This window comes from Vibrio sp. 05-20-BW147 (assembly GCF_013369385.1).
GTDB lineage: Bacteria > Pseudomonadota > Gammaproteobacteria > Enterobacterales > Vibrionaceae > Vibrio > Vibrio floridensis.
Genome location: NZ_SZTO01000007.1, coordinates 132,031 through 146,929 on the forward strand (window position 1 = coordinate 132,031; position 14,899 = coordinate 146,929).

Genomic DNA, 14,899 nt, shown 5'->3' on the forward strand with positions numbered 1-14,899 from the left:
TCGCCATCACACGAACGATTCTGTTCTTAGAGATTGGTTTAAGCTTTATCGCCGACAATAGACAAAGCAACACTGTATAAAAAATGCGCTCGCTTTTACCGAGCGCATCCCCTTATAATTACTAATAAAATAATAATTAACGCTCAGCACACAAGGATACTCACTATGAGCAAAATCCGTTTCTATTTGCTGCCATGGATACTGCTTAGCCTACTCAGCTGTTCAGAGCCACAGCCCCCGGTTAAGATTGGCGCTGTGCTGCCATTAACCGGCACATTTAGTGTCTATGGTGAACAAGCGGTAAAAGGTGCGCAACTTGCTGTCGAACAGATTAATGCCAAAGGTGGTGTCTTGGGGCGTCCACTTGAGCTGGTGATCAGAGACAATGCAACGGACCCCGCAAAGACGGTCAAATACAGTCGAGAGCTGATTCTCAATGAGGATGTGTTCGCGCTATTAGGCCCGGTCAGCAGTTCGTCTCGTTATGCGATGAGTGAAATCGCCACCGAGCTACGCACCCCCATGTTCTACGGCATCGATTATGAAGGGCGTCACTACACCCCTTATCTCATCTGTTACAGCACCATACCCGAACACTATATTGCGCCTATTGTGCCTTATTTAGCTAACAACGTAGGCAACTCATTCTACATTTTTGGCTATGACTACATCTGGCCTCATCGTATGTCGCAACGCATTGTTGAAGAAGTCGAGAAAGTGAACGGCGAGATCAGCGGCATCGAATTCACCGCTTTTGGTGTCAAAGATTACACACCCGTGCTTCAACACATTAAAACGTCTGGCGCCAAAGTGCTGATGTTGATCCTACCAGGCAGTGATGGTTTCAACTTTCTCAAGCAGATGAAAGCCTTTGAATTTGGACGAGAGATTCAAGTTGTCGCGTTTGCAGCCGATGAAACCTATCTCAGCAATGTTGATCGCGATGCGCTCCAAGGGGTAATGACAGCACTGCATTTTTTCAGCAGTTTGGACAGCAATGTTGCCCGAGAATTTGTACAGGACTATCAGCGCTTTCACGGCAGTGATGCGGTTGTAACTTACTCGAGTAAAGCGCACTACGACCTGATTTACTTGATAAAAGAAGCGCTTGAAAAAAGTGGTCGTGTCGACCGAGAACAGCTGCTGATCCATTTACCCGGTACCACTCTTTACAGTGGTGGTGATGCCGTGCGGTTGAGAGAAGACCACCATTTCGACCTACCAATGTACTTGGCACAGTTTCAAACAGATAGACTCAAGGTGGTTGAAAAATTAGGCATCATTAAACCCGAGGATCAAAGAAGCCCAAAGAATGAATAGACTCAGTTTTAAGATGTTCCTGATTCTGTCACCACTTGCCCTATTTTTGGCAATATTTGGCTACGTCTACTATCAGGCCAAAGTGAATATTATGGTCGAGCACATTCGCCGGAGCAGCCAGTTAGCTGTCGCCCAGGGCGCAAAGGAAATCAGCCATTACATTGATCGTCGCTTTGCGGAATTTGACCTATTAAGTGGGCATCTGGCCCAGTGCAATGCTTCAACATCTATGCGCGAAAAGATGGAAGATGCATTAAGTTTTACTTCTGGATTTTCGATGCTGCTGGTCACCGATACGCAGGGTGACATCGTGGACTCGGTGTTTTCGGCCAACAAAAGTAATCGCTATATTCTGCGGCAGGAAATCAATGGGCAACATGCCTATGACGCTTTTACCCAAAAACAGCTCGCTTATTCTTATCAGCAGTGGGGCATCGATTCACCCGTCAATCAGGCCAAAGAAGAGCTGCTCTACCAGCAGCTGCAAAAGCTCAAACTTCGCGGTGAAGAAAACTCCATCACCAGCCGCGAGTTACGTAATCAACTTAATACGCTGAGAGCGATAAAAAGCTTACCTCGCCCAGTGGTGACACTGATGCCAGCGGAATACGTCGCAAACCTTGGACTGATTTTCGACAGCGAAACTTATTACCTTTCTAGACCACTGCTCGATTGTGATGGACAGCTAGTTGGCTATTACAGTGCCGTGCTAGACCGCACGCTCATCGAAGACCATCTCTTCGAGATCAAAAGCAGCTTAACCAACGAAGAAATCAACCAAGTGGACGTCTCCATTTTAACGAAACTCAAGCGCAATCTCTTGGTGCCAACCAAGTATTTGTCTCCCGAGGGGATCAAACAATATGGTCCCAACAACACTTCTGCACCTTGGATTCGACCTGACCTCGGTGGCATGCTCATCAACCAAGACATTAATATTAGCCCCTCTTGGAGCCATCGATTTACCCGTGCAAGCGGGTTGAATGTCGCACAACATGAGCTGGGGTTGTGCCTGCTGGCGTTCATCAACATGGATGAGCTCAATGCTGAGAAAAACGCTATTTTGCGTGAGGTTGTTATCTATGTGGGAGCATCATTGCTTATCTTTTTGCTCCTCACTTTATACCTTGCCCACTACGTCAGTATCCCGATTGAGAATCTACGCAAGCAAGCACGGGCCTTAGCCAAGGGAAATCCAATAAAAAGTGAGCTGGTTGAGCGCAAAGATGAAATTGGCGAGCTGTTCAACGCCTTCAATCACATGGCTGAGGCGATTAAGGGCAAAGAACAACAGCTCATATTACTTGCTCAACAAGATTCCTTGACCGGAGTACTCAACCGTCGCGCCTTAATTGAAGCTGCCAACGTGCAGCGCCGGATCAACGATAGAATTGGCGTCTGTATGATGGACCTGGATCACTTCAAATCGATCAACGATCAGTATGGCCACGGAGCTGGCGATAAAGTACTGCGCGCTTTTTGCCAATTAGTGAACCAAGAGATACGTCAGCAAGATCTCTTTGGTCGTGTGGGGGGCGAAGAGTTTTGTTTAGTGTTGCCAGATGCAAATTTGGCACAAACCCTGCTTATTGCTGAGCGGATCCGCCTCAGTGCGGAGATGCTACTTGGAAAAGCGCTTGATTTGGGTGATGACCTGGTGGTCACCGTCAGCATCGGCGCTACCTTGTGGCAATGCAGCCAATTTGATGTGGCTTTGAACATTGCCGACCAGGCTCTCTACCAAGCGAAAAATGAGGGTCGAAACCAAGTAAAACATAGGCTCAATGAGGAAGAGGTTTGTGAAGATAACCACTAAAGATTTGGAACATCAGCAAGTGATTCAGTTGCTGGAAGAACACTTGCAAGACATGTATGCCACCTCTCCAGCAGAAAGTGTTCATGCCCTTGATCTGAGCGTGCTTAAACACCCAGATGTGACATTTTGGACTGGCTGGCGTGAAGGAACCCTACTTGGTTGCACTGCTTTGAAACGGTTGTCGCACCAACATGGTGAACTAAAGTCGATGCGCACCAGCCTACATGCGCGCGGAACTGGGGTCGCATCCACCTTATTACAGCACCTCATTACCGAGGCGAAACAACAAGGGTATAAACAGATCAGTTTGGAAACGGGCTCGATGGCCTTTTTTGCTCCCGCACGAGCACTCTACGAAAAGTTTGGCTTTGAATATTGCGGACCCTTTGGTAATTACCAAGCCGATCCTAACAGCTGTTTTATGACCTTAGTGCTTTAGACATACTTCAAATCAGCGCACCACATCAACAAACGAGGCGTTCATCGCCTCTTTTGTTTTATTTGTGACACCGAATCCGCTTTTGGTTATTTGATCTCCACCAGCATGAATTAAGTCACATAAAAAATATGGGTATGGGTGCACACTGATTTGGTACTCATTGACTCATGAGGTCGCAATGCAAGGAGCCCTTCGCAAAATGACCTGGAAGACGACCAGGCGGTAACCCCGCCTGATCATGAGATTTATCGTCCTTCTCTTCTTCCTCTCTATTGCAAGGAGGCGCTATGCCTATCAACAAAATTCGCAATATCGCGTTTGTGGGTCAGTCTGGTAGCGGTAAAACCACGTTGATCGAAAAATTGCTTTTTGCTTGCGACGCCACCACTCATCTTGGATCCATTGAAAAAGGCGATACCGTGACCGATTTCGATGACCAATCGATTCAATATCAGCACAGTATCGAAGCCACTCCCGTCGCGTTAAGCTGGCAAAAACATCGTCTAAACATCATCGATACTCCGGGATTGTCCGAGTTACTCGGTCGCAGTTTGAGTGTCTTTCCCGCCGTTGAAACGTCGGTGTTGGTGCTGGATCCGCAAATGCCGCTGACCCAAGTGACCGACAAACTGTTCCAATTTGCTCAGCAGCAGAAAAAATGCCAGATGATCATCATCAATAAGTTGGACAACCACGGTAACCAACTTGAGAAAATGTTGGATGAGATTCAAGACCATTTTGGTAGCAATTGCCTACCGATTAACCTTCCTTCAGCCGATGGCAACGAGGTTGTTGACTGTTTCTTTGAACCTCAATACCAACAAGCGACATTGCTAAGCAGTGTTGAAGCCGCCCATGAAACCTTGATTGACCAAGTGGTGGAAGTGGATGAAGAACTGATGGAGCTCTACCTTGAGCAAGGTTCTGAACTTACCCCTGCGCAGTTACACGATCCATTTGAAGAAGCGTTACGTACCGGGCACGTTGTGCCAATCTGTTTTGCCTCCGCGCAGACCGGTGCCGGCATTGAATTGCTGCTGCGCACCTTAGCCGAATTAATGCCAATGCCCAACGAAGGCAACCCTCCGTTGCTGCAAAAGAACGGAAAGATGATCAAGGTGAATTGCGATACCCTCGAACACACTGTCGCCCATGTTTACAAGATCAGCGTGGACCCTTACATGGGTAAATTGGCGTATTTACGCGTGTTCCAAGGGGAGATCAACGCAGGTAGCCAACTCTATGTCGGCGAGAGCAATAAAGCGTTTAAAGTCGGCCATCTGTATCAATTGCAAGGTAAGCAGCGCACGGAAATTTCACGTGCACTCGCAGGTGATTTTTGCGTCTTGGCTAAAGTGGACGAGTTGGAGTTTGATTCCATCGTGCACGACTCACATGACGAAGATGACGTGAGCTTGAAAACCCTTCATTTCCCCCAACCGATGTACAGCTTAAGCCTAAAACCCACCAAACGTGGCGATGAGCAAAAACTGGGCGAAGTGCTAAATCGTATTGTTAGTGAAGACCCTTCGCTGCGCTTAGAGCATCGCGCGCGCACCAATGAGACCATTTTAAGTGGACAAGGCGAGTTCCACCTCAAAATTGCCTTGGAAAAAATGGCAAGCGTATACAAGTTGGAGGTAGACACCGAACAGCCAAGCGTTGAGTACTTTGAAACCATCACCAAACCCGCTGAAGGGCAATATCGCCATAAAAAACAAAGTGGTGGAGCGGGTCAGTTTGGCGAAGTACACCTCAGTGTGAAACCCCTTGAGCGAGGTGCGGGGTTCAAATTCGTCAACAAAGTAGTAGGCGGAGCCATTCCAACCTCATTGATTCCAGCGGTTGAAAAAGGCATCCATCAAGCACTTGAAGAAGGGGCGATTTCGAATAACCCTATCCGCGACATTGAAGTCACGGTACACGATGGCAAATACCACTCGGTCGATTCTAAAGAGATCGCGTTTGTCATCGCAGGTAAGAAGGCGTTTCTCGATGCCGTCAAGAAGGCAGACCCGATTGTATTGGAACCGATTGTTCAGTTGGAGCTGACCATTCCGACCAATAACGTCGGGGATGTGACTGGCGATCTGTCTGGCAACCGTGGCCTCATTGAGGGCACAGAACCACAAGCGAACAACCTAACTTTAATCAAAGGCAAATCGCCGCTCAATGAGCTGCAAGACTATGCAAGAAAACTGCGAGCACTGACCGGCGGTGAAGGCAGCTTCAACATGTCGCTCAGCCACTATGAGCCCGCCCCACCAGCAGTGCAAAAAAGAGTCTGTGAAGAAACCACGTCCTAAACGGAAAATTCAGTCACCATAGACGTTTTTAGCCAACAACACCGCAAGGGAGCATCACGCTCCCTTGTTTATCGCTTCTTTTTATTTGTTTCGTTGTAAATTGTCTGTACGTAAATGGCTTCTTCGTTTATTGCTTGCTGGCCAAGCAACCGTCGCGGCCATCTTTTGACTAACGTTCTTTCGGTTCAGCAATTTGATAGAGCTTATGTTCCGAGCAGGCAGTTTCACAGTTGCAAACTTTATCCACCCCGACGGTATTTAAACCACCACAACTGCCTTGAATCGCTTTGCGTTTGAACATAACACCAATCGCCATCAAGCCAATCACCAATAGAAAAACGCCGAATGTCACCAACAAATTCACCATGTTACCCCCTTGGACGAATGCGTAATATGGGTGAACAAACCCTTTGATTTGGTTCGCGCGTGGCCACCTTGTTCACCTTGCTCTGCGGGCGACAAGCCGATCCACACTGAGAATGAGACCGACATTCACGGCCTTGTGTTGCAGAAGTCATGGGCGTTTTTACTGCGTTGCTCACCTCGTGCAGTGAACAACGACCTGCCAGTTGATAAACGCGCACCCCTTTTGACAGTAGTTTGGCTAACGATTTCTGACCAATATTTTTCACCATCAGTTGTGTCACGCCTGCGGCTAAAAGTTGCTGGACACAACGCGCTTTCTTGGCGCACTCTGCTTGATTGAATGCAGGGTTGGCAAGATACGCCACCACCTCTCCAACGGAATTGATCAACGCGAATCGCTCCGCTTTCATAAAGTGTCCAGAGATTTTGTCCTGATGTAATGGAATCGCAATCATACTTCCTTCTCCTTATCTTGACTTTGATTGGGTAAGGTCAGCACTTTGCCTTCCACCAAACACAACGCCACTTTGTTTCGCGCTCGCTTGATGATGTTGCCAAACGTCTGCCTCGACACCCCCATACTCTGAGCCGCTTCAAGTTGATGCAGTTGCAATACGTCCGCCAGTCGCAGGGCTTCAAGTTCATCGGCTTCTAGAGCAATGCGCGGCAAATTGTGTGCAGGTATCCCATTGGGCTTAAAGCAGCTGGCTTTTGGCAAACAACCAATGGTGCGGGGCTTTTTCGGTCTTGGCATCGGTGCCTCCTCAATATGACAAGCGCACTGTAGATTTATAATTAGCATATGCCAATAACATTAACCTTAGATTGCAAAAACAACAAAAGCCGCGCTGGCGGCTTTTGGAATGGATTAAAGGAAGCAAAAAACTCGGTGCTATTTATCGATGCTCAGTCCGAGCTGGGTAATTCTTGCTTCAAAGTCAGCAAGGCTTTCCGCTTTGTAGGTGGGTGAGCCATTGAAGTATCTTGGTTTTTCAGGCCGCATGGCATTTTTCAGTTCCTGCTCCTGCTCTAGATTGTCATGATACACGGTGACTCGATTTGGAATGTCTTGCTTTAGTCTTGCCATTACGATCTCCTTTCTGACGTTGGAATCTAAAGCGTAGTCAAGGCCACCTTGCTGTCAAAGTCGCCCTAGTTCACTGTTTTATCAGTAAAATCGCTAATCCTTTGTCAGCAGAGAAAAAAATCAAAAATAGCCACTGTTGGTGACTCGGTTTAAAGATCAAATTTGTGATTGAATGCAAAAAGTCACTTATGCCGAAATCATCACTTTGGTCCACGCGACGATCAATAGCGAAGCCGCCATCAACCAAATCACCGTCGCGGCAGAAAGTGTCGTCACCAGACTGAAGCGGTAACTAAAATAGTAAACGGCAGCAAGATAGGCGGCATAAGGCAACAGAGACCAAAGACCAAATAGCGCGGTTTGGCGCAACTCTTCCATGCTTCTTTCACTGCCGACAATGAAGTGCGCAATCAGGGCAAAGGTGGGAAATAAAGGCACTAAGCCTGCAATGTAGAAGTTTTTGCTTTTCGACAACAGCGCAATAATGACCACAGCCGCCGCGCCCAACAAAGATTTTAGAAACAAACTGATCACCGATGCCTTCCCTTTTTGATCTTGATTGGTCAAATCGTAAAAGATCAAGCGCAAGAAACCAGCAAGAGAAACGCAAGATTCTCACTAAATGAGAATCTTTGAAAAATCGAGCGTGTGAAGGCTTCAAGCCTAGTCGAGATGAACGCGAAAGGTTAACAACGGCTTTCTTAGCCATCGGGGATGTTCGACAATCTCAACCCGATCCCCCACCAAGATTTGCCCCTTGCGCGGCACTTCCATTTGAAGAGTATCGCCATTTTGCAAGATGACATTGACCAAGGTATGCGGCTGAGTAAATTCATCGTCATAGCCGATTGCCGTTTCAGACACCTGCCCCCAATGCACCACAGGCTGTGACGAATAGAGGTTAACTTTGAGCACGATGAGCAGAGCCAGCGCGGCAATCAGGACCAGACGACGAGTAGAAGGTCGTCTTAAGTGAATGGGCATAACGAATCCTCCATGGGCGTTGAAAGGATTGAACAGCAACAGAGCTTTTCGGTTATTTTTCCACCATAACACAGTTATTTAGCAGACAACGTCGCGCCGTCAATGATTTCCGATACAGCTCAACAAACCAGCTCTCGCGTTGTCATGCAAATTTGAATTTCTCTAATTCCTGCCCTTTTCCATCAAAGCGCTGAATAATTCCCTCATCGGTTAACCAGCGGCATAAAGCCACTTGGTTGTTCCTCACTACGAAAGGTAAACAACAATGTCTGTCCTGAAAAAGAACACCTCAAAATTCGCCTTTAGTTTGATTGCCGTCGCCATTTTGGCGGGCTGCGACAGCGCAACCACACAAAACGAGACGCAAGAGAAGCGCTCCGCTCACACCACTCAAGCAAACGCTGACCAACCCAGTTATCGCGTGGGTGAGTGCAGCATCGATTCAATGCCCCCACTGGCCAATGTGCGTTATACCGAAGCTCAGCGTAGCGATACTCACTGCATTGTTCGTGGCGTCATTGAACGTGAAATTCACTTCCAAGTAACCTTGCCAGATGATTGGAATGGCATGTTTGCCCAAAGCGGCGGCGGCGGTTTTGTTGGCTCGGTAGTGGACGTAATTCACCTTGCGACTCGTGACAAACGCTACGCGACCGCAGGCACAGATTCCGGCCACCGAGCGCACGCATTGGAGTCGAATTGGGCGGCACAAAACCCGTATCGCGAGGAACGTTTGGCCAACTTTGCTGGACGTGCTACCCATTTAACGACGCAAAATGCCAAGCAAATTATTGCAAGCTACTACCAGCAAGAAAGCCAACGTAACCTCTTTTTTGGTTGCTCGCGTGGTGGCGGTGAAGGCTTGATCGCCGCACAGCGCTACCCAACGGATTACGACGTGATTGTCGCAGGCTCTCCAGCTTATGACTACGCCATCCAGACGGGCGGATTGCATGCGGCCATCGCGCGCAAAATGTTCCCAAATCCAGACAACATGCAGCTCGCGATTGTGGGTGCAAAAGAGATCGAGTTAGTGAATCGTACAGCGGCACAACAATGTGCCAACCGCGATGGCCGAGACAGCGAGGTGCTGAGCGAACCTTGGAACTGCCACATTGACTTTGCCGCGCTGCAATGCAGTGCGGACAAGAATGATGAGTGCCTCACTGGCGATCAGGTTGAAGTGTTCGATCTTGTCTTCAATGGGTTGCGTGACAGCCAAGGCAATGTGTTGGCCGAAGGTTTCTACGTGGGTGCGGGGGTGGAGATGTTTAACAAATGGCTCGCGGGCGGTTTAGCCATCAATGACCTGAGCCAATTTCAATCTGGCGTGACGATTGACCCCGACATGACACCTCCGGTGACGCCGAGCTTTGGCTACGCGTTTGGTAACGGCATTATGCGCAACTTTGTTTTTGATGGCGAATTCGATGCGGCGAGCTACAACTTCGATAATCTGCGCAAAGATGGCGCTAAGGTGACTGAGTCGATCAGTGCAGTAAACCCAGATTTGAGTGCATTTCGTCAACAAGGTGGCAAATTGCTCTTGTGGAATGGCTTGCGCGATGTCGCGGTGACGCCGGCCAGCACCATTCGCTATTATCAAGATGTGTTAGCGCACGATCCAAAAGCCGCGAACGATGTGGCGCTGTTTTTGCTGCCGGGTATGGACCACTGTGCAGGCGGCGCGGCACCTTGGCTTGTCGATTGGATTGACGAAGCAAACCTGTGGTTAGACAGTGGCAACGCCCCTACAGAAATCATCGCGCATGATTTTACGCCAGCCGAAGGCTTGAGCGGCAACGGTAAGATTTGCGCCTTCCCCAATGTCGCCATGTGGGACGGAAAGGGAGACCCGCACAGTGCCGATAGCTTCCGCTGCGAAACCCCTGAGCAAACGCAATAGCGCCAAGTAGACCGTTGCAAATTCAAGCAGGCTCTCCTCGTTGAGAGCCTGCTTTTTATTCATCACTAAGATGACGATCAAAACTCTGCTCTGGCTGAATCACCCCATCAAAATAACTCTGCACGGTTTGATGAATCAGTTGATAGAGAGGGAAACCGCGTTTGGTACGCAAATAGCCACCACTTATCGCGATTTCTCGCATCTCTTTCGGCATGGCAGGCAAGGGAAATGTGCCGATTTGCGAATCAAACACCTTCATAAAATTGCTGCCATAAAGAATCGCATCTGAGTGTTTTAAGGCGCTGCTCAATACACGGACACTGTGAGTCACTAAAGTAAAATTGGCTTGATAACCCTTAGCCAAGTAGAGCTCTTCAATCGGTACCCGCTTTGAATTAATGCCGTCGATGGCCAAACGTACGATAGGCAAAGGATGAATGGCTTGCCAATCACTGGTTTGACTCAAGATGGGGTGATCTTTTCGCGCCACCAAACAGAGTTTTACGTCTTGTAATTTATGGGTATAGACTTCTTGCGGCAAAGGAAACGCCGAGAAATGGATCAGGTAGTCAATCTTGCCATTAAGCAATTCGGCTAACGAATCTTCTTGCCAATACACCAGCTTAAACGTGGCGTGAGGCAGTGCCTGGCTGAGGGCAGCGTACAAGCCATCACCATACAGTTCGAGGAAATAGATGTTCATCGCTAAGGTAATCTCACCGCGAAACGCCTCTGGCTCAAAACTTTGGTAAGACTCGACCACTTTTAGAATGGGGTTAAACATCTCTTCTGCGGCTTCTGCCAGCTTTTCGGCTAACTCAGAAGGCTCAACGCCGTGGGCTTTGCGAATAAACAGGCCATCACCAAATGTCTCCCGCAGTTTTGCCATCCCTCGACTAACACTGGTTTGAGAAATGCCCAGTTTGTCGGCGGCTGCATGGGTATTGCGCGTTTCAACCACGGCCTGCAAAAGCTTGAGTAAGTTAAGATCTAAATCCTTTATGTCTTTCATGTCACACTCCTGTGTTCATCATCACCAGCCTTGCTCTGCTGTTCACCGCAAAGCTGGGCAAATCACAGCAAAGATAGGCAAAGGCGAGAGAGATGAAATAAGCATATTGACATTAGCTAATAAACTCAAAGGGTTGTTTAGAAAAAACCACCGACCCACTCACCAAACGAACCATTCACATTATCCGAGATAAGGCGAGATAAGGGCAAACAAAAAAGCCAGCGCATCACTGCACTGGCCTGAAAAGCGTTTCCGCTATATTAAAAAGCGCCTTCATAGGCGAAGAGTGACAGATTGTTACCGTCATCATATTGATAGCGGTAGACCAAAGCACTGTTGCTATTGAGCCTAAATCCAAGGTGGGCGTGAACATCCCAATCTCTTAATTTTTTGTTTGGCCCATTTTTCTCTCTCAATGTCCCAAAGCTGTGATTGTATTCTGGCTTCAAACCGAACCAGATATTGCGCTGGCTATCCACCACCATATCGAGATGTGCTCGCGCGTAGTACAAACTGCCGCTCATCTCTCGATAACGGAACTTATTGAGATCGCCACCCGGATAAAAACTCAAAATAGGACTGATGGGCATCTCGTAGTAACTTCCTATTGAGAGTTCTTTTGCTCGGATATCACGGCCGTCAAAATCAGAATCATTCAGATAGGCAACCAAGACACCTAATCCATCCCCTCTTTGCGCCTCAAAGCTGAAGTGATGACGGTCAAAGTGGTGGTTGGTAACATAACCACTCAATAGGCTCCAATCGTGTTGCAGAGGGCGAGCATATTGCAATGCCAAATCAAACTCGCCGTCACCATAACCGACTTGCATTCCAGTGTAATGCTGGTGTGGATTAACAAATACGCTGGTTGTAGAGCCCATCGCCATTGGAGAAATCATCAACCCAGTGAGCAAAAGTTGGATGGTTTTGAGTGTCATATTGTTGTTCTCGTCATGCTGTTTAGAAACTCGCATGTTATGGGCCGTACGCCAAAAGAACGATGAATTACAGTAATTCAATTTTGTCGCCACCGCAGCGGATATACTTAGGCTCTTTGTGCAAATTTGAATTTCTCAAATCCCTGTCACCACACATGGTTGTCATGCATAGTTCCTCTCACTTTTGAGCCCCTAGGGCTCGCTCTAGCCATGACTGAAAACAATGAGAGGAAATATGGAGTTAACCATTTATTTGAACGATCGGCCTTATCGCGTTTGCGATATGGGTGATGGGGAATGCAAGGTGGTGGTGATTCATGCCTTCCACCTAGAATCGCTCTGCGACTGGTATCACCGAGAGTCCCTCTCTAACACGCGCGTGATCATCGTGGATATTTCTCGCAGTTGGGCCAAGTCGTTGGATGAGCTCTCCTCAAACGATCAGGCACTGTTAGCCGCAGATTTGCACCTGCTTGCCGATGTTTACTGGCTCGATCACTTCCACATTGACACTGGCGCGCTGGATGAGCAGTTTACTCACCGCCTCAAGCAGGAATTTTATCCTCGGCAGATTCACTGAGCCATGGCAACGCCTAACGTGAATCTCTCGGTTAGGCGTGCGATTTTTGCATCACAAATGCCAGCGGGGTCTGCCCCGTTTGCTTTTTGAAAAATGAGATAAACGCGCTGTCTGAGGAAAAAGCCAGTTGGTGCGCCACTTCGCTGACGGGTAACGGTGTTGATAATAATTCGATCGCTTTCAACACCCGCCATTGTTGCCGCCATTCTTGGTACGACATGCCTGTATCTTGTTTAAACAAACGGGTAATGGTTTTGCTGCTGGCGCCCACTTGCTTCGCCAACTCGCCACAACTCGGCGCTAAGAAATCACTTCTTGCCAGTTGCTGACTCCATTTCTTCAGCCGGCGATCGGTGGGCAACGGCAGACGATAATCGTGTTGCTGCGCAGCAAAGAACTCTTCCCAAAACAGCGCTAGCGTATGCGTCATCTCTTGTTCATTTTTGTCCCAAGGCCAAAAAGCCATTCGCTCAATCAGCGCACGCAGCAGTTCATTGACCTCAATCACCGTTACCTTGTCTGGGCTATTTATCTCAGAGCAATCAAAGTAGAGCGAACGATAGGCCACCACATTGGTCATCACCGCTTGATGTACCACCCTAGGAGGGATCCACACCGCTTTGGTGGGCGGTAAGATGCAGATTGCCCCTTCTAAGGCAAAGCTCATGCAACCTTTTGGCGCATAAAGCAACTGACCTTTGTGGTGTTGGTGCATGCCAGAGTCGTGCTGTCCAACGTCTGCGGCAATGCCGATCACTCGGCCAGGCAGTCGATCGGCATTGAATACAGTTTGATGATTAATGATGGCCATGTGTCCGAATGTTGATATTTTTCGTTTTAATGTTGTTAACTGGAAATTTTAGTCTCTCACTACACTAGGCACCAAGTTATTTTTGAGAGCAACTTATGAAACAAATACCTTCACTTTGGCTCATGGTGTTACTGCTGATGCTGCCGCAGATTGTCGAAACCATTTATAGCCCAGCGCTCACCGCCATCTCTGCCTCTTTTGCCGTGCCCGAGCACATTGCAGCGCAAACCCTGTCTGTCTATTTTGCGGCTTTTGCCTTTGGCGTGGTGTGTTGGGGCATTTTATGTGATCGATGGGGGCGCCGACTAACCATGCTGCTTGGGCTGATTCTCTACGCTGGCGCATCACTACTGGCTATCGTGACCGACAGTTTTACTATGTTAATGATCGCAAGAATCCTCAGTGCCTTTGGCATTGCGGTTGGATCCATTGTTACCCAAACCATGCTGAGAGACGCTTTTCAAGGCGAAGAGCTTGCCAAAGTTTTCTCTCTGATGGGATTAGGTATCGCGATTAGCCCAGTGTTGGGCATGCTGCTTGGCGGACAACTCGTCTCCTTGGGGGGCTATCGCTCCGTGTTTATCGCCCTGTTTGTCGCAGCGATGGCCGTGGTCACGCTTGCCTTCGCACGACTTCCTGAAACTCAACAAAAGCGAACTTCGACCGCACTGCTGCCACTGGCAACAAAAATGGTCAAAGACGGCGAGATTTGGACCGCCGCCCTACTGGTTGCACTGTATAACATCGCGTTGTTTGCCTATTACCAACTCGGTGGATTTGTGTTTGTTCAACTGGGCTATAGCGCTCGTGAGTTTGGCTATAGTGGCCTTGTGCTGGGGCTCGCAACATTCTGTGCCAGCGATATCAATAAACGCTTGCTCGCGAGAAAAGTGTCTCAAACCACATTGTTGCGCCTTGCTGCCACATTGTTCGTGTTTGGTTCACTTGGGGTTTTTCTCTGTTTGAGCTCGATTTGGTTCTTACTGCCGATGATGGGCGTCGTCATGGCCTTTGGGATCGCCATTCCGAATCTTCTTAGTGGGGCTTTGCTTCACTACCGAGAGCATGCTGGCAGTGCTGGAGCACTATTTGGGCTGATGTACTATCTGTTGATTGGCTTTGGCCTTGCGCTCGCCGCTCGCGTACAGCACTTAGGAGTCGTATTAGTGGGTTGTAGTTTGCTGGTTATCACAATCACCACTTTCCACAAAAAAGCGCTGCACTGATAACATTGCCACCACCATGCTAAATAAGCGTTGGCTGATCCCATCGCTTATTTATTCCATTCGCGTATACTTCTCTCGTTTACACAAAAACTACAATATCAACACAAA

16 protein-coding genes are annotated in these 14,899 nt (G+C 48.3%); 7 read left to right on the forward strand and 9 right to left on the reverse strand.

Annotated features, from left to right (window positions below):
* Positions 1-165 precede the first annotated feature (165 nt).
* From FC652_RS08155 to fusA, 4 genes are all read left to right on the forward strand, one after another.
* The gene (locus FC652_RS08155) at positions 166-1,320 is read left to right on the forward strand and encodes a substrate-binding protein (protein WP_176298182.1); all 1,155 of its coding nucleotides are present in this window, start codon (positions 166-168) and stop codon (positions 1,318-1,320) included.
* On the forward strand, positions 1,313-3,136 hold the full coding sequence (locus tag FC652_RS08160) for a GGDEF domain-containing protein (protein ID WP_176298183.1): 1,824 nt from the start codon (positions 1,313-1,315) through the stop codon (positions 3,134-3,136). Before FC652_RS08155 ends, FC652_RS08160 begins: the two co-directional genes overlap by 8 nt.
* Positions 3,120-3,575 carry a GNAT family N-acetyltransferase gene (locus tag FC652_RS08165; protein ID WP_176298184.1) on the forward strand — a complete coding sequence of 152 codons (456 nt, stop codon included), beginning with the start codon at positions 3,120-3,122 and terminating at the stop codon, positions 3,573-3,575. The genes FC652_RS08160 and FC652_RS08165 overlap by 17 nt, the downstream gene beginning before the upstream one ends.
* Positions 3,576-3,862: 287 nt before the next feature.
* Positions 3,863-5,881: an elongation factor G gene (gene fusA, locus FC652_RS08170; protein WP_176298185.1), complete on the forward strand. Its 2,019-nt coding sequence runs from the start codon at positions 3,863-3,865 to the stop codon at positions 5,879-5,881.
* Positions 5,882-6,050: 169 nt separating this feature from the next.
* Here the strand turns inward: fusA and nqrM are convergent, their stop codons facing one another.
* The 6 genes from nqrM to FC652_RS08200 form a co-directional block, all read right to left on the reverse strand.
* Positions 6,051-6,248, reverse strand: a complete 198-nt coding sequence (gene nqrM / locus FC652_RS08175; RefSeq protein ID WP_011081850.1) for a (Na+)-NQR maturation NqrM — start codon at positions 6,246-6,248, stop codon at positions 6,051-6,053.
* 1 nt (position 6,249) lies between these two features.
* Complete coding sequence (locus FC652_RS08180; RefSeq protein WP_011152657.1) at positions 6,250-6,702, reverse strand: NifB/NifX family molybdenum-iron cluster-binding protein; 453 nt, start codon at positions 6,700-6,702, stop codon at positions 6,250-6,252.
* Positions 6,699-7,001, reverse strand: a complete 303-nt coding sequence (locus FC652_RS08185; protein ID WP_176298186.1) for a DUF134 domain-containing protein — start codon at positions 6,999-7,001, stop codon at positions 6,699-6,701. The genes FC652_RS08180 and FC652_RS08185 overlap by 4 nt, the downstream gene beginning before the upstream one ends.
* A gap of 138 nt (positions 7,002-7,139) precedes the next feature.
* Positions 7,140-7,334 (reverse strand): hypothetical protein, encoded by a 195-nt coding sequence (locus FC652_RS08190; RefSeq protein WP_011081853.1) that lies wholly within the window; start codon positions 7,332-7,334, stop codon positions 7,140-7,142.
* A 186-nt stretch (positions 7,335-7,520) separates the two neighbouring features.
* Complete coding sequence (locus FC652_RS08195) at positions 7,521-7,868, reverse strand: GlpM family protein (protein WP_176298187.1); 348 nt, start codon at positions 7,866-7,868, stop codon at positions 7,521-7,523.
* Positions 7,869-7,997: 129 nt separating this feature from the next.
* The gene (locus FC652_RS08200) at positions 7,998-8,318 is read right to left on the reverse strand and encodes a hypothetical protein (protein ID WP_045597291.1); all 321 of its coding nucleotides are present in this window, start codon (positions 8,316-8,318) and stop codon (positions 7,998-8,000) included.
* A gap of 265 nt (positions 8,319-8,583) precedes the next feature.
* Between FC652_RS08200 and FC652_RS08205 the strand changes: the two genes are divergently transcribed.
* A complete protein-coding gene (locus FC652_RS08205; protein ID WP_176298188.1) occupies positions 8,584-10,224 on the forward strand; it encodes a tannase/feruloyl esterase family alpha/beta hydrolase in 1,641 nt (546 codons plus the stop codon).
* Positions 10,225-10,279: 55 nt separating this feature from the next.
* Here FC652_RS08205 and FC652_RS08210 read toward each other — a convergent pair whose 3' ends face one another.
* Both FC652_RS08210 and FC652_RS08215 read right to left on the reverse strand, forming a co-directional pair.
* The gene (locus tag FC652_RS08210) at positions 10,280-11,236 is read right to left on the reverse strand and encodes a LysR family transcriptional regulator (RefSeq protein WP_176298189.1); all 957 of its coding nucleotides are present in this window, start codon (positions 11,234-11,236) and stop codon (positions 10,280-10,282) included.
* 260 nt (positions 11,237-11,496) lie between these two features.
* Complete coding sequence (locus tag FC652_RS08215; protein ID WP_217904564.1) at positions 11,497-12,210, reverse strand: hypothetical protein; 714 nt, start codon at positions 12,208-12,210, stop codon at positions 11,497-11,499.
* Between the two features lie 199 nt (positions 12,211-12,409).
* Here FC652_RS08215 and FC652_RS08220 point away from each other — a divergent pair, with 199 nt between their 5' ends.
* On the forward strand, positions 12,410-12,754 hold the full coding sequence (locus FC652_RS08220) for a hypothetical protein (protein ID WP_011081860.1): 345 nt from the start codon (positions 12,410-12,412) through the stop codon (positions 12,752-12,754).
* Positions 12,755-12,785: 31 nt separating this feature from the next.
* Here FC652_RS08220 and FC652_RS08225 read toward each other — a convergent pair whose 3' ends face one another.
* On the reverse strand, positions 12,786-13,565 hold the full coding sequence (locus FC652_RS08225) for a helix-turn-helix domain-containing protein (RefSeq protein ID WP_176298191.1): 780 nt from the start codon (positions 13,563-13,565) through the stop codon (positions 12,786-12,788).
* Between the two features lie 95 nt (positions 13,566-13,660).
* Between FC652_RS08225 and FC652_RS08230 the strand changes: the two genes are divergently transcribed.
* Complete coding sequence (locus FC652_RS08230; RefSeq protein WP_176298192.1) at positions 13,661-14,791, forward strand: multidrug effflux MFS transporter; 1,131 nt, start codon at positions 13,661-13,663, stop codon at positions 14,789-14,791.
* Positions 14,792-14,899 lie beyond the last annotated feature (108 nt).

Coding starts and splice junctions, on each gene's coding strand:
- FC652_RS08155 (WP_176298182.1), top strand. CDS start 166: ATGAGCAAAATCCGTTTCTATTTGCTGCCATGGATACTGCTTAGCCTA.
- FC652_RS08160 (WP_176298183.1), top strand. CDS start 1,313: ATGAATAGACTCAGTTTTAAGATGTTCCTGATTCTGTCACCACTTGCC.
- fusA (WP_176298185.1), top strand. CDS start 3,863: ATGCCTATCAACAAAATTCGCAATATCGCGTTTGTGGGTCAGTCTGGT.
- nqrM (WP_011081850.1), bottom strand. CDS start 6,248: ATGGTGAATTTGTTGGTGACATTCGGCGTTTTTCTATTGGTGATTGGC.
- FC652_RS08180 (WP_011152657.1), bottom strand. CDS start 6,702: ATGATTGCGATTCCATTACATCAGGACAAAATCTCTGGACACTTTATG.
- FC652_RS08185 (WP_176298186.1), bottom strand. CDS start 7,001: ATGCCAAGACCGAAAAAGCCCCGCACCATTGGTTGTTTGCCAAAAGCC.
- FC652_RS08190 (WP_011081853.1), bottom strand. CDS start 7,334: ATGGCAAGACTAAAGCAAGACATTCCAAATCGAGTCACCGTGTATCAT.
- FC652_RS08200 (WP_045597291.1), bottom strand. CDS start 8,318: ATGCCCATTCACTTAAGACGACCTTCTACTCGTCGTCTGGTCCTGATT.
- FC652_RS08205 (WP_176298188.1), top strand. CDS start 8,584: ATGTCTGTCCTGAAAAAGAACACCTCAAAATTCGCCTTTAGTTTGATT.
- FC652_RS08210 (WP_176298189.1), bottom strand. CDS start 11,236: ATGAAAGACATAAAGGATTTAGATCTTAACTTACTCAAGCTTTTGCAG.
- FC652_RS08215 (WP_217904564.1), bottom strand. CDS start 12,210: ATGCGAGTTTCTAAACAGCATGACGAGAACAACAATATGACACTCAAA.
- FC652_RS08220 (WP_011081860.1), top strand. CDS start 12,410: ATGGAGTTAACCATTTATTTGAACGATCGGCCTTATCGCGTTTGCGAT.
- FC652_RS08225 (WP_176298191.1), bottom strand. CDS start 13,565: ATGGCCATCATTAATCATCAAACTGTATTCAATGCCGATCGACTGCCT.
- FC652_RS08230 (WP_176298192.1), top strand. CDS start 13,661: ATGAAACAAATACCTTCACTTTGGCTCATGGTGTTACTGCTGATGCTG.